This window comes from Actinoplanes sp. NPDC048796 (assembly GCF_040650035.1).
Classification (GTDB): domain Bacteria; phylum Actinomycetota; class Actinomycetes; order Mycobacteriales; family Micromonosporaceae; genus Actinoplanes.
In genome coordinates this window covers 1573318-1599190 of record NZ_JBEZGO010000001.1, presented here as the reverse complement: position 1 = coordinate 1599190, position 25873 = coordinate 1573318, and the positions used below count along the sequence as shown (strand labels likewise).

The window sequence follows — 25873 nt, the reverse complement described above, 5'->3', positions numbered from 1 at the left end:
ATCGAGCGCATGAACGTTCTGCGCTCGATCGCGCTTTTCCTGCTGGCCGCGCTGGCCGAGATCGGCGGCGCCTGGCTGGTCTGGCAGGGCGTTCGCGAGCAGCGGGGGCTGCTGTTCGCCGGCGCGGGGGTGGTCGCGCTCGGGGCGTACGGCTTCGTGGCGACCCTGCAGCCCGACGCGAACTTCGGGCGCATCCTGGCCGCGTACGGCGGAATCTTCGTGGCCGGCTCGCTGGCCTGGGGAATGCTGGTCGACGGCTTCCGGCCCGACCGTTACGACCTGATCGGCGCCGCCGTGTGCCTGGCCGGGGTGGGCATCATCATGTACCCACCCCGGTGAACAGGCTCAGTGCATGGAGAGAGCGGCGGCTTCCTCCTGGGCGCGGCGCTCGTCACCGCTGAGGGTCGACAGCGGCTTCTCCTTGATGAAGACCACGGCGATGACCGCGAGGAACGCGATGGGCGCGGCCACCAGGAACAGGTCGGACGTCGCCGTACCGTAAATGTCCTTGACCACGGCCAGCACCTGCGGCGGCAGCGTGCTGACGTCCGGCACCTCGGCCGAGCCGCCGGAGGTGGCGGCCGCGCCGAACTTCTCGGTGAACAGCGTCGTCACCCGGCTGGCCAGGACGGCGCCGAGCGCGCTCACCCCGATCGCGCCGCCCATGCTGCGGAAGAAGGTCAGCGCGGAGGTGGCCGCGCCGAGCTCGGCCGCCGGCACGTCGTTCTGCGCGGCCAGCACCAGGTTCTGCATGAGCATGCCGACGCCGATGCCGAGCACCGCCATGAAGACCGAGAGCGTCAGCACGCTGGTCCGGGCGTCGATGGTGCTCAGCAGCAGCATGCCGATGGTCATCACGATCGCGCCGGCGACCAGGTAAATCTTCCACTTGCCAGTTTTCGTGATGAGGGCTCCGGCCACCGTCGAGGAGACCAGCAGACCGAAAATCATCGGCAGGCTCATGAGGCCGGCGACCGTCGGGGACTTACCGAGCGCGACCTGGAAGTACTGCGACAGGAAGACCGTTCCGCCGAACATGGCCACGCCGACGAGCACGCTGGCGATGACCGTCAGGGTGACCGTGCGGTTGCGGAAGATGCGCAGCGGCACCACCGGCTCGGGCGCCTTGGACTCGGCCCACACAGCCAGGGCCAGCAGGACGACGCCGCCCACGACGAAGACCGCGGTCTCCCACGACGCCCAGTCGAAGTGCTGACCGGCCAGCGTGGACCAGATCAGCAGCGTGCTCACGCCGGCCGTGATCAGCAGCGCGCCCAGCCAGTCGATTTTCACCTCGCGGCGCGACGTCGGCAGGTGCAGCGTCTTCTGGAGCAGGATGATGGCGGCGATCGAGAACGGCACGCCGATGAAGAAGCACCAGCGCCAGCCCAGCCACGACGTGTCCACCATGACGCCGCCGATCAGCGGGCCGGCGATGGTGGCGACGCCGAAGACCGCGCCGAAGATGCCCGAGTACCGGCCCAGCTCCCGCGGCGGGATGATCGAGGCCATCACGATGGTGGCGAGCGCGGTCATGCCGCCCGCGCCGATGCCCTGCACGGCCCGGCTGACGATCAGGACACCGACGTCCGGGGTGAAGCCGGCAATCAGTGAGCCGGCTACGAAAAGCAGCAACGAGAGCTGGACCAGCAGTTTCTTGCTGTAGAGGTCGGCGAGCTTGCCCCAGAGCGGGACGGTGGCGGTCATCGCCAGCAGCTCGGTGGTGACGATCCAGGTGTACACGGACTGGCTGCCGCCGAGGTCGGCGATGATCCGGGGGAGCGCGTTGGAGACGACGGTCGAGGCGAGGATCGCCACGAACATGCCCAGCATCAGCCCGGAGAGCGCCTGCACGACCTCGCCGCGCGACATCCGCCCACCGGTCCCCTCCTGGGTGGCTGTCATCGGTTGCCTTTCTTCTTCTCAAAGTTGAGGCCCTCGGCCAGGACGCCGAAGGCCTCGCGGACGATTTCGAGGAGGTCGCCGGCGCCGTCGGTGTCGGCCCAGCGCATCATCGCGGCGCGGACGGCGGTGCCGGTCAGCGTGGCCGCGAGCAGGGGGAAGAAGTCGTCGGCGGGCAGGTCCAGCCGGGTGGCGATCGCCTCGGCCGACTCCTGCTCGGCGACGGCACCACGGGCGACGAGGATCGGCAGCAGAGCCGGGTTGTTCTTGATGACGCGCATCCGCAGCAGCCACAACTCCCGGTCGGCCTGAAACTGCTCGATCTCGGGGGTGAGCGCGGTCAGCACGGCCGGGATCAGCGGCACCTCGGCCGGCAGGGCGAGCAGCCGGTCGCAGACCGAGGGCCCATCGGCGATCTGCTCCCCGATGATGGCGTCGTCCTTGGTCGCGAAGTAGTTGAAGAACGTCCGTGGCGACACGTCGGCCGCCTCGCTGATCTCCTCCACTGTCACGTGGTCGAGCCCGCGTTCGTCGGCCAGCCGCAGGGCCGCGCTCATCAGCGCCGACCGCGTCTGCTGCTTCTTGCGATCCCGTCGACTGAGCACGGTCGAAGGCTAAGCGCTAACTTGCAGTGCCTGCAAACTTTTATTGACTGCAAGTGACCTGAGTCTCTCCGGAGAGCCGCAGGAACTCCTCGCACCGCTCCCAGAAGCGCCCCGCCGCCGGACAGTCGTAGTCCGGTAGGTCCTCGTCGACCCAGAGATGCCCGACCCCCGGATAGCGGTACACCTCGAAGGCCGCGCCACCCCGCGTCATGCTCTCGGTCCACTTGGCCACGGCGGCCGGCGGCACGAACTCGGCATCCGGATCAGCCGCGTGCAGTTGGGCCCGCAATCCCGGCCGTACGGGATCAATCGCCCCCGCACCCGCCACCATGACCACCCCGGCCGACCGCGGCCGCTCGGGCAGCAGCGCCTCGATCACACCGACGCCCATCGAGAAACCCACCAAAACCGCCTCCGGCGGCAGTTTCCGTACGGCGTCCCGACCGCGCTCGACGATCCCGGCCCACCCCACCTTGTCCGCCAGCGCGAACCCCTCCGCCAGGTCCCCGGTCGCGGGAAACCCGTAAAGATCGGGTGCCACGACGTCATGCCCGGCGTCCCGAAGGCGTTCCGCCGCCCGCAGAACCGACGCCCGAAGCCCGTAAACCGAATGAAAAAGCGCAACCGATCCCACCCGGCCCATGCTGCCCGATCTCACCGGTTGCGGGGCCGGCTCACCGGTCAGGCGCCATTGTGCGCCCGTCCCGAGCCCCATCGCATCATTCGAAAGAACGCCCTTTTCGGGGTAGACACCCGGCCTGAGCTGATCATTTCCGAATACCACAACTCCGGCGTTCGGCTTTTTGTCGTCCTGCCATTCCCGCAGCCTGGGAGGGTGTACGTTGCAGTCTGCCCAGTGACTGCCTGCTGCTTCCAGACTGCTAGCCAGCAGATCAGAGCACAGCAGTCTGACGTCACCGACGCCTAGAGATGAGCCTGACATGCCTCAACGGCGATGCTTGCCAGCTTGTAGAGCGGTAGCAGACAGATACACTTCAGATTGCACCTCACAATCTGCTAGCCAGCAGATGGAAGTTTGCGAGGGCGGGGAGATGATCGGTAATGGCTGAGTCAGTGGACCCCTCGGTCCAGCGACTGGCCTTGCGCTTGCAGCTTCGCCAGCTCCGGCTGGACGCGGGGCTGAAGCAGAAGGACGTTGCCGGCACCCTGGAATGGTCGCCATCGAAGATTTTGAGGATCGAGAGCGGTGAGAACGGCGTCAGCAACACCGATCTCCAAGCTCTTCTCCAGATCTACAAGGTCACCGATCCGCGCAAGAAGGAAGAGCTGTCCACCCTGGCCCGGGAGGGCCGGCGACAGGTCTCGAGTGCGTACGACGACGTGCTGAGCAAGGAAATTCAGCTCCTGCGTCGGTACGAGAAGTCGGCGTCGATCATTCGCCAGTTCGAGCCGGTCGTGATCGCAGGTCTGCTCCAGACCAGGGAATATGCGGAGACCATGCTTCGGCTTTACGCCTCGCCGGACGACTCCGAAAGGGTCATCCAGCGTCGTGTCGAAGCCCGGCTCGAACGGCAGGAGCTCCTCGAAAGCGAGGACCCGCCGGAAATGTTCTTCATCCTGGACGAGGCGGCGGTCCGCCGGCGCATCGGTTACGAGGCCGGCCCCACGGGACATTCGGTCATGCGCCAGCAGATCGAGCATCTCAAGAAGATCAACGAGCACCCGCGGGTCAGCATTCAGATCATGCCGTTCGCCATCGGGGGCTATCAGGGCATGCGCGGACCGTTCACCTTGCTCGAGTTCGCCGAGGCCGCGCTGAGTGACCTGCTCTACCTGGAGAGCGTCAATGGCGAGTACATCAAGCGGGAGGAGCCGTCCGAGACGCGGCCCTACCTGGAGCAGTTCTGGGACATGGAAAACCGCGCAACGCCCAAGGATCAGCTGAACGACTTCCTTGACGGGGTGCTGAGCAGCATGGAAAGCGACCGGGCCGCGATGGGTGACTCCGCCACGACCTAGCAAACCGCAGTGAACGGCCCTGATCGACCCTTCGGGGGGTGCCAAGTGGACGTGCTCATTCTCATCGCCGAGATCGCCATGGTCCATGCGCCGACGAATCGATCGGGGCTGTTCGCCTTCGCGCCGGTGATCGGTCATGCCTAGATCCCGGCGGCCCGGAGGGCCGCCGCCGAGGCCGCGCGAGGAGCTGCCGCAAAATGTGCCGCAGCTCGCCGCCTACGTCATGCGCCTGGTCGTCCAGAATGTGCTGGGCGACTGGGACAAGACGTTGCAGCTCTTGATGCTCGGATTGCTGCCGATCCTCTCGGTCTGTGTCGGCGTGGTGCTGGTCCTCGGGCTCGTGCCGCTGAACTGGGGACTCATCTTCTGCAGCTTCCTGGCCACCGGTCTCGGTGTCTCACCCACGCGGCGGGTGGTCAGGCACATGCGGACGCGCCGTCAGCGGCGTCTCACCGGTGGCGCCACGCGCTCGACAGGCGACGAAACGCCGAGGAGAGAAGAAGGATGATCGCCGGCCCGGCCACGAAGGCGATCAGTAGGGTCAACACCGCGCGTGCCGGGCCGAGGCCGCTCTCGTCGCCGTGCCAGACGACCGGGCCCAGCGCGTAGCCGGCGCCGAAAGCCAAGATGCCGGCGGCGGCCAACGACACGAGGGCGAACAGGGCCGCGGCCGGGGAGCCGTCCCACAGCTCGGCGTTGGCTTCCTCGGCCGGCCTCGGAACACTTGGTGGTGGCATGGCACCTCCTCTGCTCGCGCCGGTCCGAGACACACCATCAGACCGGCCGGACGCGTCGGGCGTGGGCCAATTCTGCCCTATTACCCGGCGGTAGGGCTTCCTCTGATGAGCCGGTACTAGGGCGGACGCGATCGTCCCCAATGGTCTTGATCTATGTCTGTCCCTACACTGGCGGTGCCTGCCCAAGCACTGTGTGAAGTGTCCGCGTGGGCGCGTATCGCCGATCGGCCGGGTCGCAGCGAGGAGGGCGTGTGGCTGAACTCGAGAAAGGCCCTAGCGGCTGGAAGAAGAGCTCAAGGAGCGCACAGGGGAATTGCGTCGAGGTCAACCTGGGTGACGAAATCAAGATCAGGGACACCAAGGATCGTGCGGGTGCCGTGCTGTCGGTGTCGCCGGAGGCTTGGACCGAATTCCTCGATGGCGTACGGCGCGGTGAGTTCGACGTGCGCTGACCGGGTCGGCTATCCGACAGGCCTTCGGGCCGGTGATCTCGATGGGCGGTACGGTCCGAGGTGTGGACCGGCTGCTGCAGTTCGTGCATCGGGACGGCATTCTCGATCTTGGATGGGGTCATCCGCGGCCTGAGCTGTTGCCTGTGGAGGCGTGGGCGGAGGCTGGGGCTGCGGCGGCGCGGGAGTTCGGGTGGCGGGGGCTTGCCTACGGGCGAGATGTGGGGCCGGGGCCGCTGATCGACTGGCTGGCGGGGCGGGAGGATGCGGGGGCGGCTGCGGAGACCTTTGTGACGGCGGGGGCCTCTCAAGGGCTGGCGCTCGTCGCTGAGGTGCTGACCGAGCCGGGGGATGTGGCGCTCGTCGAAGCGCCCACCTATCACCTGGCCCTGCGCGTGCTGGCCGACCGGGGGCTTGAGCTGGTGCCGGCGCCCGGTGACGACGACGGGGTTCTCCCGGACGCGGTGGCCGGGCAGCTTCGCGAGCTGCGGGCGAGTGGGCGGCGGGTGCCTGTTCTCTACCTGGTTCCCACCTTCGCCAATCCGACCGGGCGCAGTCTGCCTGAACAGCGACGGCGGGCCCTGGTCGAGCTCGCGCGGCGCGAAAGTCTCACGGTTGTCGAGGATGACACCTATCGGGAGCTTTCGTACGCGGGCGCGGCGCCGCCCTCGCTGTGGCGGCTCGCCGAGGGGGCCGGTGTGGTGCGGCTCGGATCGTTCGCCAAGGCGGTGGCGCCGGGGCTGCGGCTCGGGTGGATCAATGCGGCGCCGGCGATCGTCGGGCGGCTGGCCGATCTGGGGTTTGTGGACAGTGGTGGCGGCGTGAACCACTCGGTGGCGCTGACCATGGCCGTGTTCGGTGCCAGTGGGGCGTACGACAGGCACCTCGCCATGATCCGGGAACGGTATGCGGCTCAGCGGGACGCCCTGGTCGAGGGCCTGAGCCGGGTGGCGGCACCGGACGGTGGCTGGTTCCTGTGGGTGCCGACGCCGGACGGTGTGCACGCCGACGATCTGCTCGCGGCGGCCGAGCGGCACGGGACGTCGTTCGTGCCGGGGAGCCGGTTCCATGTCGGTGGGCGGGGCGGCGCGGGATACGTACGGCTGAGCTTCTCGCATCTTCCGCCGCCGGATCTGGCCGAGGCGGCCCGGCGGCTGACGCGGGCTATGACAGGAAGCTGACGGTCTCCTCGATCGCGCGGGTGACGTGGGGTTCGCCGTCGTAGAGGTCGACGTGCCGGTCCGTGTCCAGCCAGACGGTCTGGTCGGCGGCCATGGCGGTGGTCAGGTCGGGCGAGCAGTAGTCGTCCTTGCGGCCGTGGATGATGAGGCTGGGTGGGAGCAGGGGGCGTACGCCCAGAACGTCCAAAGTCATCAGGCTGTGCAGTGAGCCTCGGGTCACGCGGTTCGTCCAGTTGGCGGTGTGGGTGGAGTAGTAGGACCAGGGTTCCTCGCCGGGCATCGCGGCCTCGCCGGTGGCCGAGACCGCGGGCAGGAACTCGTCGTAGCGGGCGATCATGTCGTCGAGGGCCGCGCGGTAGGAGGGCAGGCCCATGCGGGAGGCGAACCAGGCGGGGCTGTTGTACGCGCCGGCGATGCCGACCACGGCGGTGACCCGAGGGTCCGTCGCGGCCGCCCTCATGGCGTATCCGCCGCCCAGGCAGATGCCGACCAGGGCGACTCGATAGTCGGGGGCCAGCAGGGAGACGGCCGCGCGCAGGTCGGCCAGTTTGCCCTGGCTGTCCTCGTGCTGGGGGCGGCCCTCGCTCTGGCCGAAGCCGCGGTGGTCGAAGGCCAGCGTGGTGAAGCCGGCGGCGGCCAGCCGCTCGGCGTACAGGCCGGTCACCTGCTCCTTCACGCCGGTGAAGGGTCCGGTCAGGACGATCGCGCGGTCGGAGTCGGCGCGGCGCAGGACGCCGGCCAGAGCCAGGCCCTCGCTACTGATGGTCACTCGTTCGGTCACGTCGTGACACTAGGCTGCGGGCGTGGCAGATCGACAGAAGGCACTTCGGGGTGCCTATCAGGCTGTGGTGCCGGACGTGCTCGAGGAGAGCTGCGTGACCCGGCATGCACTGGAACGGCTGGCCGCGAAATGGCGGGTCCTGCTGATCTACTCGCTGCTGGCCGGGCCGCGGCGGCCGGCCGAGTTACGCCGGCGGGTGCCGGGGATCACCCAGAAGATGCTGACCGAGACGCTGCGCGGGATGGAGGCGGACGGGCTGGTCGAGCGCCGGGTGCTCAAGGAGGCCGCGCCCCAGCATGTCGAGTACGAGCTCACGGCGCTCGGGCTCACCCTGCAGGAGCCGCTGTCCGCGATCTGCGAGTGGGCCTCGGTCAATCATTGAGCTGAGCCCGCTCGATCTCGGCCAGGGCCGCGGTGAACACGGCCCGGACCTCCCGGCCGTGCAGCAACTCGGCCAGCAGCAGAGCCGCGTGGCGGGCCAGGACGTCCGGTTTCGGGGGCGGGGTGTCGTCTTCCTCCAGTACGCCGAGAGCGCCCGCCAGCAGGAGCAGGATGACGTGGGGGTCGACGTCGGGCTGCCAGGCGGCGGCCGACCGGACGGAACGCTCCAGCACGTCGCGCACGGCGTCGCCGTCCAGGCCGTCGGGGTGGGCCTCCTCGAGCAGCAGGCGGGTCGCCGTGCCGAGGACCAGGCCGTGGTCGAGGGCGGCCAGGTCGCCGACGGCCGCGTCGAACGCGCCGGCGTCGTGGGCCCGGGCCGCGGTGACCGCCTCGGTGGCCGCGGCGGCGATGGGCCGGGCGGGAGCCGGCAGATGCCGCCAGTTCTGTTCCATGACGAGGACCATAACGACTACCTCCGACAAAAAAGGAAGATGACGGCATGGCATCTCAGCTTCAGCAAGCGATGGCCGCGCGGGTCGCGCGCGGCGAGTTCCCGGGCCTGGTCGCGCTGGTCGCGCGGGGCGACGACGTATTGGTCGAGGCGGTCGGAGTGACCGCGTTCGGCGGGGACGTGCCGATGCGGCGGGACACGCCGTTCCGGATCGCCTCGATGACCAAACCGGTGATGGCCGTGGCCACCCTGATGCTCGCCGAGGACGACGTCCTGGACCTCGAGGAGCCGGTCGCGAAATTCCTGCCCGAGCTCGCCGGACAGCGGGTGCTGGCCCGGCCCGACGGCCCGCTCGGCGAGACCGTCGCGGCCGAGCGGCCGGTCACCGTCGAGGACCTGCTGACCTTCACGTTGGGCTTCGGCGCGATCATCGACGGTGATCAGGTCGACCCGCCATGGCCGATCGTCCGGGCCTGGCAGGAGCTCGACCTGCACATGCTCGGAATGTTCCCGCGCATCCCGCACGACCCGGACGAGTGGATCAAGCGGTTCGGGTCGCTGCCGCTGATCACCCAGCCGGGCCGGCGATGGAACTACAACGCGGGCACGCTCGTGCTGAGCGTGCTGCTGGCCCGGGCCGCCGGCCGGCCGCTCGGCGACCTGCTGCGCGAGCGGATCTTCGAGCCGCTCGGCATGCGGCACACCGGCTTCTCGCTGCCGCTGCCGCTCGCCGCCGAGATCCCCACGCAGTACGAGCACGGTGAGGTCCAGGAGATGGGCGACTGGAGCCGGCCGCCGGCGTTCCCGTCCGGGTCGGGCGGTCTGATCTCCACCGCCGACGACTATCTGGCCTTCGCCCGGCTGCTGCTCGGCAAGGGGGTACACGGGGGGACGCGCCTGCTCTCGGAGAAGTCCGTCGAGGCGATGACCACCAACCATCTGACTCCGGAGCAGATCGAGTCGGGTTCCTTCTTCCTCGATGGCAGCGGATGGGGCTACGGTCTGGCCGTCACCGTCAAGGCGGACGAGGTGTCCGGGCCGGGGCGGTACGGCTGGTCCGGCGGGTGCGGCACGACGTGGTTCAACGACCCTCGTGAGGGCGTCACGTTGATCGTGCTGAGCCAGGTCTCGGACCTGCTGTGGAACGGGACGCTCGGCGAGTTCGGCAAACTGGCGTACACCATCCGTCCTTAGGAGGCGCGATGACCAGTCTCGACGCGGTGACGGCGTGGGTCGGCAACTATCGGAAGGCCTGGGAAACGAACGATCCGAGGCACATCGGCGATCTGTTCGCCGAGGACGCGGCGTACTTCACCGAGCCGTACGCCAAGCCCTGGCTGGGCCGCGACACGATCGTCGAGAAGTGGCTCGAGATCAAGGACGAGCCCGGCTCCACCACCTTCGAGTGGCATCCGGTCCTGGTCACCGAGGAGCTGGCGATCATCGAGGCCACGACCGTCTATCCCAACGACGTCTACAGCAATCTGTGGGTGCTGCGCCTGGACCACCTGGGCCAGGCGCGCCAGTTCACCGAGTGGTGGATGAAGCACCCCCGGACGTAGCCACCGGGAGCAGCAGGCGCGACCCGGCACAGTGGATGGTGTGCACCGACGGAACCAGGGTGCGCGACGCGGCGGGGGTGCCGGGCAGGCCGGGGTTGCGGGCGAACCGCGGGAACGAGCCACCGGAGATCTGGAGCCGGAGGCGGTGACCGGCGCGCAGGCGGTGGAAGCACGAGTCCATGGTCAGCGAGAGATGGTGCACGTCGCCGGCGGGTACGGACGGGTCGAGCCGATGCAGCTGGTCGGAGAAGTTGCGAGAGCGGCCGTGCCCGTCGACGTCGCAGAGGCGCACGAAGACGTCGGCGTGCGCCGGGTCGACCGCGAGGGCCAGCTCCAGCGTCGGTGAGCCGATCACGTCGACGGCGGTCGGCAGCGGGTCGGTGGTGAAGGTGACCACGTCGGGCCGCGACTCGAGCGCGCGGTTGTCCTTGACGCCCATCGAGCCGGTCAGGGTGCGGCCGCCGACGGTCGGCGTGGGCCGCCGCGGGTCGTACCGGAAACTCACGGTCCCCTCCTCGGGCCCGACCCGGACGACGCCCGGAACCGCGGGTGTCGAATCCGGGGCGGCCGGTGGGGTGGCCGCGGGGGAGGCGGAGAGCGTGAGCCGGCGCGAGGCGTGCAGCTGAAAGACCGCGGGGGTGGCCGCCGGTGGCCAGGCGGGCAGCTCGTGCCAGCGGCGTTCACCGGTCCGGTAGACGCGGACCGGTGAACGGCGGGCCGGTGGACCGTCCGCCAGATGCTCCTCGAGCCAGGCCAGGCCCTCGCGGGCCACGACGCCGGCTCCCCGCAGGCCGAGTTGCAGGTGGGTCCACGGCCCGACGGTCAAGGCGACATCGACGCCACGGGCGCGCAGGGACTCGTACTGGAAAAGGGTCTGAGTCAAGAAAAGATCTTGCCAGCCACCGATCAAAAGGGTCGGTGTGGAAACGGCGGAGAGGGCGTCGCCGGCGCGATACGGCTGCCACCACGGATCGTCGCCGTCGGGGTGTGAAAGCCATTCGCGATACCAGGGCGCGCGGCCGCGCAGAACCGGATCGGCCGCGTCCGGCATCGGCAGGCCCGTCAATGCGGGACGGAGCCGGCGCGGCGCGGAGGCGCCGTTGCGTACCCGGGAAAGCAGTCCGCCGTCCTCCTGATGGGCGATCATGTCGCTCCAGCCGAGGAAATCTCCGAGGGTGAAAGCGCCGGTGCCGAAGACCGCCTCGCGGAAATCATGCGGGCCGACCAGGACGATGGCGGCGCGCAGTTCGGGCGGTGGATCTCGCATCAGTGCCCATTGCGCCCAGCCCAGATAGGACGCGCCCATGGTGGCCAGCCGGCCGTCGAACCAGGGCTGTTCGCGCAGCCAGGCGACCGTGTCCTGACCGTCCTCGGCCTCCTGCGCCATCGGGCGGAACGAGCCGCCCGAGCCGAAAGTGCCGCGCACGCTCTGGATGACGACGTGGTAGCCGCGCGCGGCGTAAAGCCGTCCTTCCAGGGCCGAACTCGGGAAGCCGCGGCCGTACGGGGTGCGGATCAGCACCGTGCCTTTCGGCCGGGAAACGCGCGGCGCGAAGTGGTCGGCGGCCAGGGTGACGCCGTCGCGCAGCGGAACGCGCACGGCGGCGACGGAGTAGCCGTTGGTCGCCGAGGCGACCCGTAACAATCGGCCGAGAGCCGCGTCCGCGAAACGAAAAGCCATGATCAATTCCTTCCCGGGGCCATCGAAACAATAAGCCAAATGCGAATGTGAAGGCCATTCGAGTGGGTCTCGGATGTGCGATTTCCCGGCGGGACGGGCACACTGCCACGGTGGAGGTTCGGGAAACACTCGGCGGCCGATACAAATTGCTCGGTGAACTCGGCAGCGGCGGCATGGCGGTGGTGTGGCGCGCCCGCGACGAGGTGCTCGGGCGCCGGGTCGCGGTGAAGGTTCTGGCCGCCCGTTTCGCGGGCGACCCGCAGTCGCGCGCCCGCATCCGCGACGAGGCCCGCGCCGCCGCGACCCTCTCGCACCCCAACATCGCCCAGGTCTACGACTTCGGCGAGGCCTCGGAGACCGGCACACCATTGCCGTACGTCGTGATGGAGCTCATCAACGGCCCCACACTTCAACAGCGGGTGGCGTCCGGCCCGCTGCCGCCGCGCAAGGTCTTCCGCATCTGCGGCGAGGTGGCGGCGGCCCTGGCCGCGGCGCACGCGGACGGCCTGGTCCACCGCGACATCAAGATGGCGAACATCATGGTCACCCCGGCCGGCGCCAAGGTCGTCGACTTCGGCATCGCGGCCGCGGTCGGCCTCGAGCCCGAGGAGATGCTGGTCGGCACCCCGGCCTACCTCGCCCCCGAACGGCTGGCGGGCGCGGCGGTCGAGCCCGCCTCCGATGTGTACGCCCTCGGTGTGCTCCTCTACCGCCTGCTCGCGCACGAGTCGCCGTGGAGCGTCGAGAGCACCACGCAGATGTTGCAGGCCCACGTCTACGTCGAGCCGGCGCCCCTGCCCGACCTGCCCGGGGTGCCCCCGGCGGTCGCCGACCTCATCGCCCGCTGTCTTCGCAAGGACCCCGCGGAGCGTCCCACCGCGAGCGAGGTCTCGGTGACCCTGGCCGACGCGGCCGAGGCCGCGGCCATGCCAAGTCCCACCGTGCTGGTGGAGGAGGTTCCGCAGCCCCCGGTCCGCCGCCGCAAGTGGCTCGTCGCGGGCGGTGCGGCGGCGGTGGCCCTGACCGTCGGCGGGCTGGCGCTCTGGGGCCTGACCGGCGACGAGCAGGCCGAGCGGCGGCCGCAGGCGGTCGCCGCGCCCACCTCGCCCGGGCCCGCGGCGAGCCGTGGACTGGGCGCACCGACGGTCCGCGCCACTCGCGGCGCCCCCGCGCCGGTCGTCACCGCCTCATCGGGGCCGCCGGCCACCGTCGCCAGTGGACCTCCGCCGTCGGTGGACGCGCCGCTGCTGCCGCTCGTGCCGACCGGCAGCGTGACCCCCACCCCCAGCGACTCGGCCGAGGCGCCCCCGCCCGCGTCGGCCGCGCCACCCGAGGGCCGGCGGATCGGCTCGGCCGGCGGATCGGTCTACGCCGTCTGCGAGCGGGGGAAGGCCCGGCTGACCGGCTGGGAGCCCGCGGCCGGCTACACCGCCAAGGAGATCGAGGCCGGTCCGGCGTTCACCGCGCGGATCCTCTTCGCCACGGCCGACACCGAGGTCGAGGCCGGCCAGCCGGCCAAGAAGTACCGCATCACCGTGACCTGCGTCGCCGGCCGCCCGACGCCGGTGGTCCTGCCCCTCTAACCGGCGGCGGACAGCAGGGCGTCGGCCACCGGGGTCCGGCTGTTGAGCAGGGCCCGGCCCTGCCGATGGGTGGTGACCAGCCCGGCGGCCCGCAGCGTGCCCAGATGCTGTGACACGCCACCCGCGGTGAGGCCCGTCCGGCGGGCCAGCTCGGTCGTCGACAGCGGCGTGGACAACTCCGTCAGGACCCGGGCGCGTCCCCGGCCCAGCACCGCCGTCAACGCGTCCGAGGGCCGGGTGGACCGCTCCCACAACCGGGCCACGCCGCGGGCCGGGTACGCGATCTGGGGGACCTCACCGGCCGACACGGTCAAAACCGTGGGCCAGACGAACACGGACGGAATCAGCACCAGGCCGCTGCCGGCGGGCACGTCCGGCGCCAGGCAGTGCGGCTGATCGACCCGAAGGATCCCGTCCGCCCAGCTGACACTGGGGTGCAGATCGTTCAGGACCACGTCGGCGCCCCGCGACGCGAGCCGCCGGGCCTGACGCTGCACCTCGGCGTCGAGCACGCCCCGCATCCGCGGCCAGTCCGGCCGGACGGCAACGGCCCAGTACTCCGCGACCTCCTCGGCCAGCCGGGTCAGGCCGGTGACCGGATCGTCGTGGAGCGCGCGTACGGGAGACGCCATCAGCGCCACCTGGGCCCGTACGACCTCGGGGGAAGTCGCCAGCAGACCGGCCAGCTCGAGGTCGAGGTCGGGCGCGAGCCCGGCCGGGGCCGGCGTCAGGAAGTCCGGCGTGTAACCACCGGTCGGCGCCACCAGCTGGGCCAGCAGACCGCCGGGGGCGGCGTTCCTCTTCCCGCGTACGGCGGCGAGCACCTCCCAGAGGCACGACACGGCGAAGCGGACGCGCGTGGCGGAGGTCGCGGACAGGGCGATGGCCACCAATTCCGACTCCGTGGTTTTAGCTGGAGCTCAAACCTTACGGTCCCGGCAGCCCATCGCGAAGACTCGGTCCCGTGAACGAAAAAGCTGCTCTCTTCCGGTCCCTGCACACCCCCGGCAACCCGCTCGTCCTGGTCAACGCCTGGGACGCCGCCACCGCCCGGATCGCCGCGGCCGCGGGCTCGCCGGCCGTCGCCACGACCAGCGCCGGCGTCGCCTGGAGCCTCGGCGCCCCGGACGGGGACGCCCTCGACCGTGGCCAGGCGATCGCCGTGATCCGCCGGGTCGTGGCCGCCGTCCCGGTGCCCGTGACGGCCGACATCGAGTCGGGCTTCGGGGTGACACCGGCGGACGTCGCCGAGACGGTACGGCTGGTGGTCGCGGCCGGCGCGGTCGGAGTGAACATCGAGGACGGCGACCGGACCGTCGAAGAGCAGGCGGCCCGGATCGCGGCCGCCCGGGCCGCCGCCGGCGACGGCCTGTTCATCAACGCGCGGCTCGACGCCTACCTGCGCGGCCGGGGTGACCTGGCGGAGACCGTGGCCCGGGCGGCCACACTGGTCGAGGCCGGCGCCGACGGCGTCTTCGTGCCGGGCGTGACCGAACCGTCCACGGTGGCCCAGCTGGCCGAGCGCGTCGCCGCGCCGCTCAACGTCCTGACCGGCCCGGGCGCGCCCACGGTCGGCGAACTGGCCAAGCTCGGCGTGGCCCGGGTCAGCCTCGGCTCATCGGTGGCCCAGACCGCGTACGACCTGTTCCGCCGCGTCACCACGGAGGCCCTCAGCCAGGGCACCTATGCGAAAGAGCTCGCCGAAGCCTACGACTTCGGCGAGCTCAACGACCTGATGCGCTATTCCGCGTAACGGGTCGGCGGGAACGGGTTGTCCTTGCTGAGGGGAACGTTCTCGCCCTCCGCCTCCTGCCGGGCCGTCACACTCTCGATGTCCTGCTCGATGCTGTCGGCCTGCGGGTCGTACGGCACCGGGTCGTCGGTGGCCGGCGGCACGGCACCCCGGTCGTACGCGGTGACGCCGGCCTCGGCCCGCTCCTCCTCGGTGCGGCGAGCCAGCTCGTCGTCGTCGAGGTGCGCGGGGCGGCCGCCGTGGAACCGGCGGTCGCGCTCACCCTCGGCCGCCTCGGTGTTGAAGTTCTCCCTGGTCATTGCTATCCCCTTCCCTCTCGGGGCTGGGCTTACCCGGCGCCGTCAGCTGATAACCGAAGCTGTCTCGCGCGTCACCAATCAGCGGGCGACCGGTTGCTGAAGCTCGAGAACCTCGGTCGGCGCGTCCCGGCCGTCGTGGGCCTCACGCACCTGGTGAGCTTCGTGCTGCGGCTGGCGGCGGGCCGGGAAACGACGGCCCACCTTCTTGCTCAGGTTCATGATCCAGCGGCGGGCGGGCTCCTCCACGTACCGGTGCGCGCCCTCGCCGACGAGCAGCAGAACGGCGATGGTCAGGATGAAGCCGAAGTACGGGTCGGTGCCGTGCCCCTTGACGATCGGGTCGTACGAGCTGAGCTGCCACACCAGCCACCGGTGGGTCAGGTAGAGCGCGAAGCTGGCCACACCCAGCGTGACCATCGGCTTGGTCGACAGGATCCGGGCCAGCCAGCCCCGCCCGGACCCGAGCGACAGCATGGCCAGCGTGAACGGGATCACGAAGAACGCCCCGAAGCTGGCGGCGCCCCAGAAGCCGCCTTCCCCACGGAACGCCGCGAGCAGCAGCACGTAGAGCGGAACGGCGGTCTGGATGACGTTGTGGGTGACGCTGCCCCAATGGCGTACATGCGGAAGCAGGAAAGCGATGGCCATGCCGGCGATGAAGATCGGCAGCTGGCACAGCGGGTTGCGGTACAGCCAGCGGTGAGCCGACGCCGGGTCGGCGGCCGGCAGGGTGGCCCACCCGCGAACGGTGAACAGCACGACCAGCGCCACGGTCAGCGCGGCGACCGCCGCGATGACGATGACGAGCCCCCGCGGCCCCCATCGCTTCGCGATCCGCGCCACGACCGGCACCAGGAACGGGAACGTGGCGTAGAAGAAGAGCTCGGCACCGATCGACCAGCCCGGCCCGTTGTAGTACGACTGCGCGACCAGAAGGTCGGGCCCCCAGGTCTGCACGGCGAAGATGTTCTGCACCAGCGCCGACGGGAACTGCTTGTGGTTGACCGCCGCGTAGAAGAAGAAGCAGTACGCGATCATCACCCAGTACAGCGGCATGACCCGCGCGATGCGCGCCACGTAGAACTTGATCGTCCGTCGCCCTTGCCGCACGTTCAGCTCGGGGTAGTTGTACGCCAGCACGACGCCGGAGAGCATGAAGAACAGCGGCACTCCGATGTATCCGTAGTGGGCGATGTCCGCGAAGTCCTTCGGGAGGCTTTTGGGCACTCCCACATGTGACACGACAACCGCGATCGCAGCGACGGCCCGCAGCCCGGTCAGGGCTTTGAGTTCCGGCTTGCGCGCGTGAGGTCCTAACTGAGTCGTCCCAGCCATCGAGCGGGGCACCTTTCTAAGTGGCAGTCCGCAGCCACGGGAATCTACCCGCCCACCCCGCACCGCCCCAACCCCAACCCGAAACTCCTTCCCCCAAACCCACCCCAACCCGACACCCCCGGCACCGCCCAGCCCCACCCCGGCAGCCGCACCCAACCCAAAGCAGCACCACCAGAACAGCGACGTCACCAGACCTCACAACCGCCACCGCCGAAACCAGCGACGCCGGCAGCCCCGCAGCGACAGCACCGCCGGCAACAGCGACGACGCCAGCCCCCGGCAGCGACGGCACCGCCGGGAGCAGCGACGACGGCAGCTCCCGGAACGACGGCGGCGCCGGGAACAGCGGCGGTTGCAGCGCTGAGGCGGCGCAACGGGGACGAGGCTGCAGCGTCGCAAGTGGCGGCAGTCGCGGCCGAGGTGGCAGCAGGAGCACAGTGAGCGGTGGGTAGCACCGGGCCAAGGGAGAGTGAAGGTAGCGCCCGCAGCGTCAGCGTCAGCGTCAGCGGAATGGCGGCGGCGGGGTTGATGGACAGCCGGTGCCGGTAGGTGCTTGGCGGTAGCCCTCGGCGTGGCGTAGCGCCAAGAGCAGCGGCGCCAGCACTGGCGGCCGACGGACCAGCGGGCAGCGGGGTGGCGCCGGCGGCCAGCAGCGCTAGCGGTAGCTGCAACAAGACCGTGGCCGCAACGATCGCGGATATCGCCCGGCAGCCGCCGACGTCGAGCCACTACCGAGGCTAAACAGCCAGCCCATCTCGGCCCCGGCGACGGCCGGAGGAGCGCCAACAGCCGGCGCCGGCGTACTGGCCGCGCCGAGCCGAATGGAGTCGGCGGAACCGCCGTCGACGCCCGTCCAGCGACCGCCGCGCACCAACCTAAAGGAGAACCCCACCGCCGGTAGCGATCGCCGAAGCGGCCCCCCGAGACAGCAGCGCCAACGGCATACAGCGACGCGGCACACCCGAGGCCGAAGAAACGCAGAAGAGAAGGCCCAGCCCAATGCCGAAGAGGGCAGCCACCACCAGAGAAGGGCAAATCAGTGATGCTTGCAGCAAACCCGTCCCCAGAGCGCAACCACCGAGGTAACGAATCCGTCCCGAGCGCACCCATCGGGTTAGGAGATCAGTCCCGAGCGCCCCCACGACTCCCAGCGCGCCCAGCGGGTTAGGAGATCAGTCCCGAGCGCACCCACCACTCCCAGCGCGCCCAGCGGGTCGGGGGACCCGTCCCCAGCGCACCCACCACTCCCAGCGCGCCCAGCGGGTCGGGGGACCCGTCCCCAGCGCAACGACCACACCCAGCGCAACCACCGAGATGGGGGATCCGGGGGACCTCCCCACGGCGTGGGGTCTGGGGCTCGGGCCCCAGAAATAGAAACGGGCATCCCAGGTCCGCGCACTCCGCGGACAGGGGACACCCAGATGCTCGTGCCCCCGGCAGGATTCGAACCTGCGCTTTCGCCTCCGGAGGGCGACGCTCTATCCCCTGAGCTACGGGGGCTCAGTGGTTCAGAACTCTAGCAGGCCCTGTGGAAGCGCCGCCAACCGGATACGGGTTGGCGGCGCTTCACGGCTGTCAGCTGGCCTGGAGGCCTTTCAGGAGCTGGTCGATCAGGTTGATCTCGCTCTGCTGGCCGGTGACCATGGTTTGGGCCAGCCAGGTGACGTCTTTGTTGTCGGAGAGCTTGAGGATTTCCTGGGCCATGTGGATGCCGCCGAGGTGGTGCTGGCGCATCAGGGTCAGGAACTGGATGTCGAGGTCTTTGCCTTTGGCCTCGCGCAGCTGGGCCAGCTGTTCGGGGGTGGCCATGCCGGGCATGAGGCCGTTGACCACCGAGCCGGCGGCGTCGGGCATCCAGGCCATCGGCTCGGCCGAGCTGGTGGGGCTGAGGCCCCAGCCGCGTAGCCAGGCCTGCATGTAGCCGATCTGGCCGTGCTGGGTCAGGGCTATGTCACCGGAGAGGGTGACGATGCGGGCGTTTGTCGAGTCGGCGTGGGCGATCATCGACATTTCCACGGCCTGGGCGTGGTGGGTCGACATGTCGCGCAGGAAGCCGGCTTCGACGGAGTCGTCGCCGGGGTGGGTGAGGCGGGGGATGAGGACGCCGCCGCCCAGGCCCAGGGCCAGCCCCAGCACGAGGGTGGCGACGAGCCACCACGGGCCGAAGCGGCGGGCGCCTCCGGGGCCTCCGTCCGGGGCGGCGACGGTGGCCGCCGCTCCCGGGTCGGTGGTGACGGGCATTACTTGCCCGTCATGCCGGTGCCGGGGGCGGAGGCGGTCACCGGGCCGGTGGTCGTGTTGCCGCTGGAGCAGGCCGCGCCGGGCTCCATGGAGGCGTTGAGCCGCGCGTTCTTGATGAACTCGCCGATCCGGCTGTCGTCGGCGTCGTCGACCTTGAGCTGGTAGCCCCAGACCTGCACGGAGATGTTCTTGTCGAGACCGGCGTAGGGCGACATGAGCATGTAGTCCTGGCCCTGGACCTTCTTCTTCAGCTCGTCGATCTGGTCGGCGGCCAGGCCGGGCTTGTACGTCACCCAGACCGCGCCGTGCTCGAGGCTGTGCACCGCGTGCTCGTCGGCGATGGGCTGGTCGTAGATGTCGCCCATGCAGTTCTGCCAGACGCCGTTGTGCGCGCCGCCGACCGGCGGGCTCGTCACGTACTTCAGGGCGCCTTCCTTGTGGTCCCGCGCGTCGATCGCCGCGTTTTTCTGCGCGCGGTAGTCGACGACGCCGTCGATGGCGTTGACGCGGTCTTCCCAGCTGCCGCCGCCCTTGACCGCGGCGAACACGCCGTAGCCGATGATGCCGACCGCGATCAGCACGACGACTCCGGCCACCGCGAGGGGGCCCCAGTTGCGGCCTCCGGCGACCTTGACCGGGGTGACGGGCTTGCGGCCCTTGCCTCCCTTGCCGGGCGCCGATTTCTTGGCGCCGGGACGAGACGCGCCGGGGCGTGAACCTCCCGCGGGCGGCTTGCCCTGACCGGAGGTCTTGCCGACCTTGACGGTGGACGGGACCCGCTCGGGACCCGGCGTGCTCATGCTCATCGTTCCTCGTCGTTCGTCAGGAGAGGGGATTCGTCAGGAGGGGGAAACCGGTGCGCGGGTGGCCACCGAGCGTCGAAGTCTACCCCCGATAGCATGGTTGAGTGACTCCCGCCAACCTTGCTTCCACCGTTCTCTCAGCTGCTCGTGCCGTGTTCGAGACCCGCGGCCTCGACCTCTCCGCGCTGCCGGAGACGACGACGGTGGAGCGGCCCCGCAACCCCGAGCACGGCGACTACGCCTCGACGCTCGCCCTGCAACTGGGCAAGAAGGCCGGGGTGGCGCCGCGTGAGCTGGCCGCCGCGCTGGCCGAGGAGCTGAGCAGTCAGCCGGGCGTCAAGTCGGTGGAGATCGCCGGCCCGGGCTTCCTGAACATCCGGCTCGACGCCGCCGCGGCGGGGGTGCTGGCCCGGGACATCGTTCTGGCCGGTTCGGAGTACGGGCATTCGGGCGCGCTGACCGGCGAGAAGATCAACCTCGAGTTCGTCTCGGCCAACCCGACCGGCCCGGTGCACATCGGCGGCGTCCGCTGGGCCGCGGTCGGCGACGCGCTCTCCCGGCTGCTGCGCGCGGCCGGCGCCACGGTCGGCACGGAGTACTACTTCAACGACGCCGGCTCGCAGATCGACCGGTTCGCCAAGTCGCTGCTGGCCAGCGCCAAGGGCGAGCCCGCCCCCGAGGACGGCTACGGCGGCGCGTACATCGCGGAGATCGCGACCGCGGTCGTGGCCGAGGCTCCCGAAGTACTCAAGCTCGATGATGTCGAAGCTCTCGAGACCTTCCGGCGCGTCGGCGTGGAGCTGATGTTCGCCGAGATCAAGCAGTCGCTGACCGAGTTCGGGGTGCACTTCGACACGTACTTCAACGAGAAGGACCTGCACGACCGGGGCGAGTTGCAGGAGGCCCTCGACCGGCTGCGCGAGCAGGGGCACATCTTCGAGTCCGACGGCGCCACCTGGCTGCGTACCACCGAGTTCGGTGACGACAAGGACCGCGTGCTGCGCAAATCGGACGGCGACTGGACCTACTTCGCGGCCGACTGCGCCTACTACCTCGACAAGCGCAAGCGGGGCTTCGACCGCGTCGTGATCATGCTGGGCGCCGACCACCACGGCTACATCGGCCGCATGAAGGCCATGTCGGCCTGCTTCGGCGACGATCCCGCCAAGAACCTCGAGATCCTCATCGGCCAGCTGGTCAATCTCGTGCGTGACGGCGAGCCGGTACGGATGAGCAAGCGCGCCGGCACGGTCGTGACCTTGGAGGACTTCGTCGACGCGCTGGGTGTCGACGCCACGCGGTACGCGCTGGCCCGCTACTCGTCCGACTCGCCGATCAACCTGGACATCGAGATCTGGACCCGGGCCAGCAACGAGAACCCGGTCTACTACGTGCAGTACGTGGCGGCCCGGACGTTCAACGTCGCCATCAACGCGCGGGACAAGGGCGTGACCCGCGGCGAGGCCGGCGACTTCAAGCCCGAGCTGCTCGTCCACGAGAAGGAGAACGAGCTTCTCAAGACTCTCGGCGAGTACCCGGAGGTGGTGGCCCGGAGCGCGCAGCTGCGCGAGCCGCACCACGTCGCCCGGTACCTCGAGGAGCTGGCCGGGGCGTACCACCGCTTCTACAGCGAGTGCCGGGTCACGCCGCAGGGCGACGAGCCGGTCACCGACACCCACCGCGCGCGGCTCTGGCTGAACGACGCCACCCGTACGGTGATTGCCAACGGTTTGGGCCTGCTCGGCGTCTCGGCGCCCGAAAGGATGTAGGGATGCGCGCGCATGAGGCCGGGGCGCTGCACGGCGACCTCGGGCACCGGGGACCGGCGTGGCTGCGTACCCCCGAGAATGTCAACGCCCTCGTGCCGGAGCTGTGGCCGCGGACGGTCAGCCGCACGGAGGCGGGAAACCTGGAGATCGGCGGCGTGAGCGTGGCCGATCTGGCCGCCGAGCACGGCACGCCGGCCTACCTGCTCGACGAGGACGACCTGCGGTCGCGGTGCCGGGAGTTCGCGAGCGCGTTCGGTGACGCCGACGTGTTCTACGCCGGCAAGTCGTTCCTCTGCAAGGCGGTCGTACGGATCATCGAGGAGGAGGGTCTCTTCCTCGACGTCTGCTCGGGCGGCGAGCTGGCGGTGGCGCTCAAAGCCGGCTTTCCGCCGGAGCGGATGGGCTTCCACGGCAACAACAAGTCGATCTCCGAACTGCAGCGAGCCCTCGACGCGGGTGTCGGCCGCATCATCGTGGACTCTTTTCAGGAGATCGACCGCTTGAGCGACATGTCGGAAAGGGCGGGGAAGCGGCCGAACGTCCTCGTGCGCGTCACGGTGGGTGTCGAGGCTCACACCCACGAGTTCATCGCCACGGCGCACGAGGACCAGAAGTTCGGCTTCTCGCTGGCCGGCGGCGCCGCGCTGACGGCGGCCCTCAAGATCCTCGACGAGAACAAACTCGAGCTCAAGGGCCTGCACTCGCACATCGGCTCGCAGATCTTCGACACCAGCGGCTTCGAGGTGTCGGCCCGCCGCATCATCGACCTCCAGGCGCAGATCCGCGACGCCCGCGGCGTCGTGCTGCCCGACCTCGACCTCGGTGGCGGCTTCGGCATCGCGTACACCACCCAGGACACCCCCTCCACGCCGGGTGACCTGGCCAAGCGGCTCAACAAGATCATCGAGAGCGAGTGCGACCTGGTCTCGCTGCCGAAGCCGAAGATCTCCATCGAGCCGGGCCGGGCCATCGTCGGTCCCGCCGTCTTCACCCTGTACGAGGTGGGCACGGTCAAGGACGTCGACGGCATCCGCACCTACGTGAGCGTCGACGGCGGGATGAGCGACAACATCCGTACGGCCCTGTACGACGCCTCGTACTCGGCCACCGTGGCGAGCCGGGAGAGCTCCGCCGAGCCGATGCTGGCCCGCGTGGTGGGAAAGCATTGTGAATCCGGGGACATCGTCGTGAAGGATGAATTCCTGCCCGCGGACGTGCAGCCCGGAGATCTTCTCGCGGTGCCCGGCACCGGCGCGTACTGCCGGAGCATGGCCAGCAACTACAACCACGTCCCGCGGCCGCCGGTGGTGGCGGTGCGCGACGGCGCCTCGCGCGTGATCGTGCGCCGGGAGACCGAGGACGACCTGCTCGCATTGGATGTCGGATGAGTGTGAAACCGGTTCGCCTGGCCCTGCTGGGCTGCGGCACCGTCGGTTCGGAAGTGGTTCGCCTGCTGCACGACCAGGCCGCGGACCTGACGGCCCGGATCGGCGCGCCCCTGGAGATCGTCGGGATCGCGGTGCGCCGTCTCGGCCGCGAGCGCGGTGACCTCCCGGTCGACCCGGCGCTGTTCACCACCGACGCGCTCGGCCTGGTCAAGCGCGACGACGTCGACGTGGTGATCGAGGTGGTCGGCGGCATCGAGCCGGCCCGCTCGTGGCTGGTCGAGGCGCTGCGCGCCGGCAAGAGCGTCGTCACCGCCAACAAGGCGCTGCTGGCCGAGGACGGCGGCTCGCTGCACGACGCGGCCGCCGAGGGCAACGCCGACCTCTACTACGAGGCCTCCGTGGCCGGCGCGATCCCGCTGCTGCGCCCGCTGCGCGAGTCGCTGCACGGCGACCGGGTCACCCGGGTCACCGGCATCGTGAACGGCACCACCAACTTCATCCTGTCGTCGATGGACGCCACCGGCGCCGGCTTCAGCGAGGCCCTGGACGAGGCGACCGAGCTCGGGTACGCCGAGGCCGACCCGACCGCCGACGTCGAGGGCTTCGACGCCGCGGCCAAGGCGGCCATCCTGGCCTCGCTCGCGTTCCACACCCGGGTCACCGCCGAGGACGTCTTCCGCGAGGGCATGACCGGCGTGACCGCCGGCGACATGGCCAGCGCGCAGGAGATGGGCTGCACGATCAAGCTGCTCTGCATCGCCGAGCGGGGGCCGGACGAGACCGGCCAGGAATCGGTGAGCGTTCGCGTGCACCCGGCGATGATCCCGCGCAGCCACCCGCTGGCCAGCGTCGGCGACGCCTTCAACGCCGTCTTCGTCGAGGCCGACGCGGCCGGCCAGCTGATGTTCTACGGCCGCGGCGCGGGCGGGCGGCCGACCGCGAGCGCGGTGCTGGGCGACATCGTGGCGGCGGCCCGCAACCGGCTCGCCGGCACCCGGGCGCCGAGTGAGAGCAACTATGCCCACCTGCCGGTACGCCCGATCGGCGCCGCCGTCACGCGCTACCACATCAACCTCGACGTCGACGACCGTCCGGGTGTGCTGGCCGCCGTGGCCGGCGTCTTCGCCCAGCACGAGGTGTCGATCGCGACCGTGCGCCAGTCGGGCCGCGAGGAGGACGCCAAGCTGGTCATCGTCACCCACGGCGCCCCGGACGCGAACCTGGCCGCCACGGTCGAGTCGCTGACCCGGCTCGAGATCGTCCGGTCCATCGCGAGCGTCCTGCGCGTCGAGGGCGGCGTCTGAATCCCGCATGCTGGACCGATAGTCTCAAAATTCGGCGAGTTGCGGCACCCTGTAGACCGGCCTAGGTGAGGAGACGACCATGTACCGGGGACTGATCGAGGCGTACCGGGACCGGCTGCCGGTCACCGACGCCACCCCCGTGGTCACGTTGCACGAGGGCAACACGCCGCTCGTGCCCGCCCCGGTGCTGTCGCAGCGCACCGGCGCCGACGTCTACCTCAAGGTCGAGGGGGCCAACCCGACCGGCTCGTTCAAGGACCGTGGCATGACCATGGCCGTGTCCAAGGCGGTCGAGGACGGTGCCAAGGCGATCATCTGCGCCTCCACCGGCAACACCAGCGCGTCGGCCGCCGCCTACGCGGCCCGGGCCGGCCTCACCTGTGCGGTGCTCGTGCCGCAGGGCAAGATCGCGCTCGGCAAGCTGGCCCAGGCCCTGGTCCACGGGGCCAAGCTGCTTCAGGTCAACGGCAACTTCGACGACTGCCTGGCGCTCGCCTCCAAGCTGTCGCAGGATTTCCCGGTCGCCCTGGTCAACTCGGTGAACATCTTCCGGCTGCACGGGCAGAAGACGGCCTCGTTCGAGATCGTCGAGGCGCTCGGCGACGCCCCCGACATCCACTGCCTGCCGGTCGGCAACGCGGGCAACATCTCCGCGTACTGGATGGGTTACCGCGAGGACAAGGACGCCGGTAACAGCACCAAGCTTCCCAAGATGTACGGGTTCCAGGCGTCCGGCGCGGCGCCGATCGTCACCGGCAAGGTCGTCGAGGAACCGTCCACGATCGCCACCGCGATCCGCATCGGCAACCCGGCCAGCTGGACCAAGGCGCTCGACGCCCGCGACGCCTCGGGCGGCCTGATCGAGGCGGTCACCGACCGGGAGATCCTTTCGGCCTACCGGGTGCTGGCCCGCGAGGTCGGCGTCTTCGTCGAGCTGGCCAGCGCGGCCAGCGTGGCCGGGCTGCTCCAGCAGGCGCAGGCGGGCAAGGTGCCCGCCGGCTCGCGGGTGGTCTGCACGGTCACCGGTCACGGCCTCAAGGACCCGGAGTGGGCCATCTCGACGGCCCCGTCGCCGACCACGATCCAGAACGACGTGCTGATCGCGGCCCGCGAGCTAGGCCTGGCCTGAGCCGCCCCACTGCTCGTCGGCGACCTTGACGAGCAGCAGCATCGCCTGAGCGACCCGATCGAGCTCCTCGGCTGAGAGACGGCTGAGGAGCGCGCGCATCTTCGCCTCGCCGGCGTTGAAGATGCTTCCGATGAGCTCGCTGCCCGACCGTGACAGCCCGATCCGGCGTACCCGCCGATCGTGCAGATCCTCCGTGCGGGTCACCAGGTCCTGCACGACGAGGCGGTCGATCATGCCGCTGAGCGCGGCGGCACCGACCCCGAGCAGGCCGGCGAGCTCGCCGAACGGCACATTGCCGTGCCGTGCGAGCAGCATGAGTATCTTGAGCTGCGACAACGTCAGGTGCGACGAGAACAGCGGATCGGCCTGGTCCTCGGCGATCAGGTCCTGGAGCCGATGCTGCGCGCCCATAATGTCCGCGATGAGCTGTTCTTTCTCGGCCACCGACGGCCCTTTCCCTGTGACGCTCTGATGGCCGTCCTGTTGCCATCTGGTGGCCGACGCTACCAGTGCCCCCCGGGGAAAAACCATTTGTTCGCGTCAGGCAAACTATTCATGC

General features: G+C 70.0%; 27 protein-coding genes and 1 tRNA gene. 14 read left to right on the top strand and 14 right to left on the bottom strand.

Annotated elements, in window-relative coordinates; genetic code table 11:
* Positions 1–9: 9 nt before the first annotated feature.
* On the top strand, positions 10–339 hold the full coding sequence (locus tag AB0C26_RS07135) for a YnfA family protein (protein WP_360242798.1): 330 nt from the start codon (positions 10–12) through the stop codon (positions 337–339).
* Positions 340–345: 6 nt separating this feature from the next.
* Here the strand turns inward: AB0C26_RS07135 and AB0C26_RS07130 are convergent, their stop codons facing one another.
* From AB0C26_RS07130 to AB0C26_RS07120, 3 genes are read right to left on the bottom strand one after another with little or no spacing between them, the layout of a single operon-like run.
* Positions 346–1905 (bottom strand): MDR family MFS transporter, encoded by a 1560-nt coding sequence (locus AB0C26_RS07130; protein ID WP_360242795.1) that lies wholly within the window; start codon positions 1903–1905, stop codon positions 346–348.
* A complete protein-coding gene (locus AB0C26_RS07125) occupies positions 1902–2507 on the bottom strand; it encodes a TetR family transcriptional regulator (protein WP_360242792.1) in 606 nt (201 codons plus the stop codon). The genes AB0C26_RS07130 and AB0C26_RS07125 overlap by 4 nt, the downstream gene beginning before the upstream one ends.
* 40 nt (positions 2508–2547) lie before the next feature.
* Positions 2548–3150 carry a dienelactone hydrolase family protein gene (locus tag AB0C26_RS07120; protein ID WP_360243612.1) on the bottom strand — a complete coding sequence of 201 codons (603 nt, stop codon included), beginning with the start codon at positions 3148–3150 and terminating at the stop codon, positions 2548–2550.
* 431 nt (positions 3151–3581) lie between these two features.
* Between AB0C26_RS07120 and AB0C26_RS07115 the strand changes: the two genes are divergently transcribed.
* Together AB0C26_RS07115 and AB0C26_RS07110 are read left to right on the top strand one after the other, a co-directional pair.
* On the top strand, positions 3582–4487 hold the full coding sequence (locus AB0C26_RS07115; protein WP_360242789.1) for a helix-turn-helix transcriptional regulator: 906 nt from the start codon (positions 3582–3584) through the stop codon (positions 4485–4487).
* 136 nt (positions 4488–4623) lie between these two features.
* Positions 4624–4995, top strand: a complete 372-nt coding sequence (locus tag AB0C26_RS07110) for a hypothetical protein (RefSeq protein ID WP_360242786.1) — start codon at positions 4624–4626, stop codon at positions 4993–4995.
* Here the strand turns inward: AB0C26_RS07110 and AB0C26_RS07105 are convergent.
* The gene (locus AB0C26_RS07105; RefSeq protein ID WP_360242783.1) at positions 4937–5224 is read right to left on the bottom strand and encodes a hypothetical protein; all 288 of its coding nucleotides are present in this window, start codon (positions 5222–5224) and stop codon (positions 4937–4939) included. The genes AB0C26_RS07110 and AB0C26_RS07105 overlap by 59 nt on opposite strands.
* 251 nt (positions 5225–5475) lie before the next feature.
* Between AB0C26_RS07105 and AB0C26_RS07100 the strand changes: the two genes are divergently transcribed.
* Together AB0C26_RS07100 and AB0C26_RS07095 are read left to right on the top strand one after the other, a co-directional pair.
* Complete coding sequence (locus tag AB0C26_RS07100; protein WP_360242780.1) at positions 5476–5676, top strand: DUF397 domain-containing protein; 201 nt, start codon at positions 5476–5478, stop codon at positions 5674–5676.
* A gap of 62 nt (positions 5677–5738) precedes the next feature.
* Positions 5739–6854, top strand: coding sequence for a PLP-dependent aminotransferase family protein (locus AB0C26_RS07095; protein WP_360242777.1), 1116 nt, complete (start codon positions 5739–5741; stop codon positions 6852–6854).
* On the opposite strand, the gene AB0C26_RS07090 is transcribed toward AB0C26_RS07095, so the two are convergent.
* Positions 6838–7635: an alpha/beta hydrolase gene (locus AB0C26_RS07090; RefSeq protein WP_360242774.1), complete on the bottom strand. Its 798-nt coding sequence runs from the start codon at positions 7633–7635 to the stop codon at positions 6838–6840. The two genes, AB0C26_RS07095 and AB0C26_RS07090, sit on opposite strands and share 17 nt — an antisense overlap.
* Before the next feature lie 22 nt (positions 7636–7657).
* On the opposite strand from AB0C26_RS07090, the gene AB0C26_RS07085 reads away from it, so the two are divergent.
* Positions 7658–8017 carry a helix-turn-helix domain-containing protein gene (locus AB0C26_RS07085; protein WP_360242771.1) on the top strand — a complete coding sequence of 120 codons (360 nt, stop codon included), beginning with the start codon at positions 7658–7660 and terminating at the stop codon, positions 8015–8017.
* Here the strand turns inward: AB0C26_RS07085 and AB0C26_RS07080 are convergent.
* Entirely contained in the window at positions 8007–8468 is a 462-nt protein-coding gene (locus AB0C26_RS07080; protein WP_360242768.1) for a hypothetical protein, read from the bottom strand. The genes AB0C26_RS07085 and AB0C26_RS07080 overlap by 11 nt on opposite strands.
* A gap of 47 nt (positions 8469–8515) precedes the next feature.
* Here AB0C26_RS07080 and AB0C26_RS07075 point away from each other — a divergent pair, with 47 nt between their 5' ends.
* Positions 8516–9661, top strand: a complete 1146-nt coding sequence (locus AB0C26_RS07075) for a serine hydrolase domain-containing protein (protein ID WP_360242765.1) — start codon at positions 8516–8518, stop codon at positions 9659–9661.
* Positions 9662–9669: 8 nt separating this feature from the next.
* On the top strand, positions 9670–10029 hold the full coding sequence (locus AB0C26_RS07070) for a nuclear transport factor 2 family protein (RefSeq protein ID WP_360242762.1): 360 nt from the start codon (positions 9670–9672) through the stop codon (positions 10027–10029).
* Here AB0C26_RS07070 and AB0C26_RS07065 read toward each other — a convergent pair.
* Positions 9995–11710 (bottom strand): CocE/NonD family hydrolase, encoded by a 1716-nt coding sequence (locus AB0C26_RS07065; protein WP_360242759.1) that lies wholly within the window; start codon positions 11708–11710, stop codon positions 9995–9997. The genes AB0C26_RS07070 and AB0C26_RS07065 overlap by 35 nt on opposite strands.
* Positions 11711–11820: 110 nt before the next feature.
* On the opposite strand from AB0C26_RS07065, the gene AB0C26_RS07060 reads away from it, so the two are divergent.
* Entirely contained in the window at positions 11821–13293 is a 1473-nt protein-coding gene (locus AB0C26_RS07060; RefSeq protein WP_360242756.1) for a protein kinase, read from the top strand.
* Here the strand turns inward: AB0C26_RS07060 and AB0C26_RS07055 are convergent.
* Complete coding sequence (locus AB0C26_RS07055) at positions 13290–14183, bottom strand: helix-turn-helix domain-containing protein (RefSeq protein ID WP_360243609.1); 894 nt, start codon at positions 14181–14183, stop codon at positions 13290–13292. The two genes, AB0C26_RS07060 and AB0C26_RS07055, sit on opposite strands and share 4 nt — an antisense overlap.
* A gap of 74 nt (positions 14184–14257) precedes the next feature.
* Between AB0C26_RS07055 and AB0C26_RS07050 the strand changes: the two genes are divergently transcribed.
* Positions 14258–15046: an isocitrate lyase/phosphoenolpyruvate mutase family protein gene (locus AB0C26_RS07050; protein WP_360242753.1), complete on the top strand. Its 789-nt coding sequence runs from the start codon at positions 14258–14260 to the stop codon at positions 15044–15046.
* Here the strand turns inward: AB0C26_RS07050 and AB0C26_RS07045 are convergent.
* The 5 genes from AB0C26_RS07045 to AB0C26_RS07025 form a co-directional block, all read right to left on the bottom strand.
* Positions 15034–15345 carry a hypothetical protein gene (locus AB0C26_RS07045; RefSeq protein WP_360242750.1) on the bottom strand — a complete coding sequence of 104 codons (312 nt, stop codon included), beginning with the start codon at positions 15343–15345 and terminating at the stop codon, positions 15034–15036. The genes AB0C26_RS07050 and AB0C26_RS07045 overlap by 13 nt on opposite strands.
* Positions 15346–15423: 78 nt before the next feature.
* Positions 15424–16680, bottom strand: a complete 1257-nt coding sequence (locus AB0C26_RS07040) for an acyltransferase (RefSeq protein WP_360242747.1) — start codon at positions 16678–16680, stop codon at positions 15424–15426.
* Positions 16681–18108: 1428 nt separating this feature from the next.
* Positions 18109–18180, bottom strand: a tRNA-Arg gene (locus AB0C26_RS07035).
* A gap of 75 nt (positions 18181–18255) precedes the next feature.
* A complete protein-coding gene (locus AB0C26_RS07030) occupies positions 18256–18921 on the bottom strand; it encodes a DUF305 domain-containing protein (RefSeq protein WP_360242744.1) in 666 nt (221 codons plus the stop codon).
* Positions 18921–19727 carry a DUF3105 domain-containing protein gene (locus tag AB0C26_RS07025; protein ID WP_360242741.1) on the bottom strand — a complete coding sequence of 269 codons (807 nt, stop codon included), beginning with the start codon at positions 19725–19727 and terminating at the stop codon, positions 18921–18923. The genes AB0C26_RS07030 and AB0C26_RS07025 overlap by 1 nt, the downstream gene beginning before the upstream one ends.
* 101 nt (positions 19728–19828) lie before the next feature.
* On the opposite strand from AB0C26_RS07025, the gene argS reads away from it, so the two are divergent.
* The 4 genes from argS to thrC all read left to right on the top strand — a co-directional run bounded on the left by argS (position 19829) and on the right by thrC (position 25314).
* Positions 19829–21493 carry an arginine--tRNA ligase gene (gene argS, locus AB0C26_RS07020; protein WP_360242738.1) on the top strand — a complete coding sequence of 555 codons (1665 nt, stop codon included), beginning with the start codon at positions 19829–19831 and terminating at the stop codon, positions 21491–21493.
* Positions 21494–21495: 2 nt separating this feature from the next.
* Positions 21496–22881, top strand: coding sequence for a diaminopimelate decarboxylase (lysA, locus tag AB0C26_RS07015; RefSeq protein ID WP_360242735.1), 1386 nt, complete (start codon positions 21496–21498; stop codon positions 22879–22881).
* On the top strand, positions 22878–24185 hold the full coding sequence (locus tag AB0C26_RS07010; protein ID WP_360242732.1) for a homoserine dehydrogenase: 1308 nt from the start codon (positions 22878–22880) through the stop codon (positions 24183–24185). The genes lysA and AB0C26_RS07010 overlap by 4 nt, the downstream gene beginning before the upstream one ends.
* A gap of 79 nt (positions 24186–24264) precedes the next feature.
* Positions 24265–25314, top strand: coding sequence for a threonine synthase (gene thrC, locus AB0C26_RS07005; protein WP_360242729.1), 1050 nt, complete (start codon positions 24265–24267; stop codon positions 25312–25314).
* On the opposite strand, the gene AB0C26_RS07000 is transcribed toward thrC, so the two are convergent.
* Positions 25300–25758 carry a MarR family transcriptional regulator gene (locus AB0C26_RS07000; protein ID WP_360242726.1) on the bottom strand — a complete coding sequence of 153 codons (459 nt, stop codon included), beginning with the start codon at positions 25756–25758 and terminating at the stop codon, positions 25300–25302. The genes thrC and AB0C26_RS07000 overlap by 15 nt on opposite strands.
* Positions 25759–25873 lie beyond the last annotated feature (115 nt).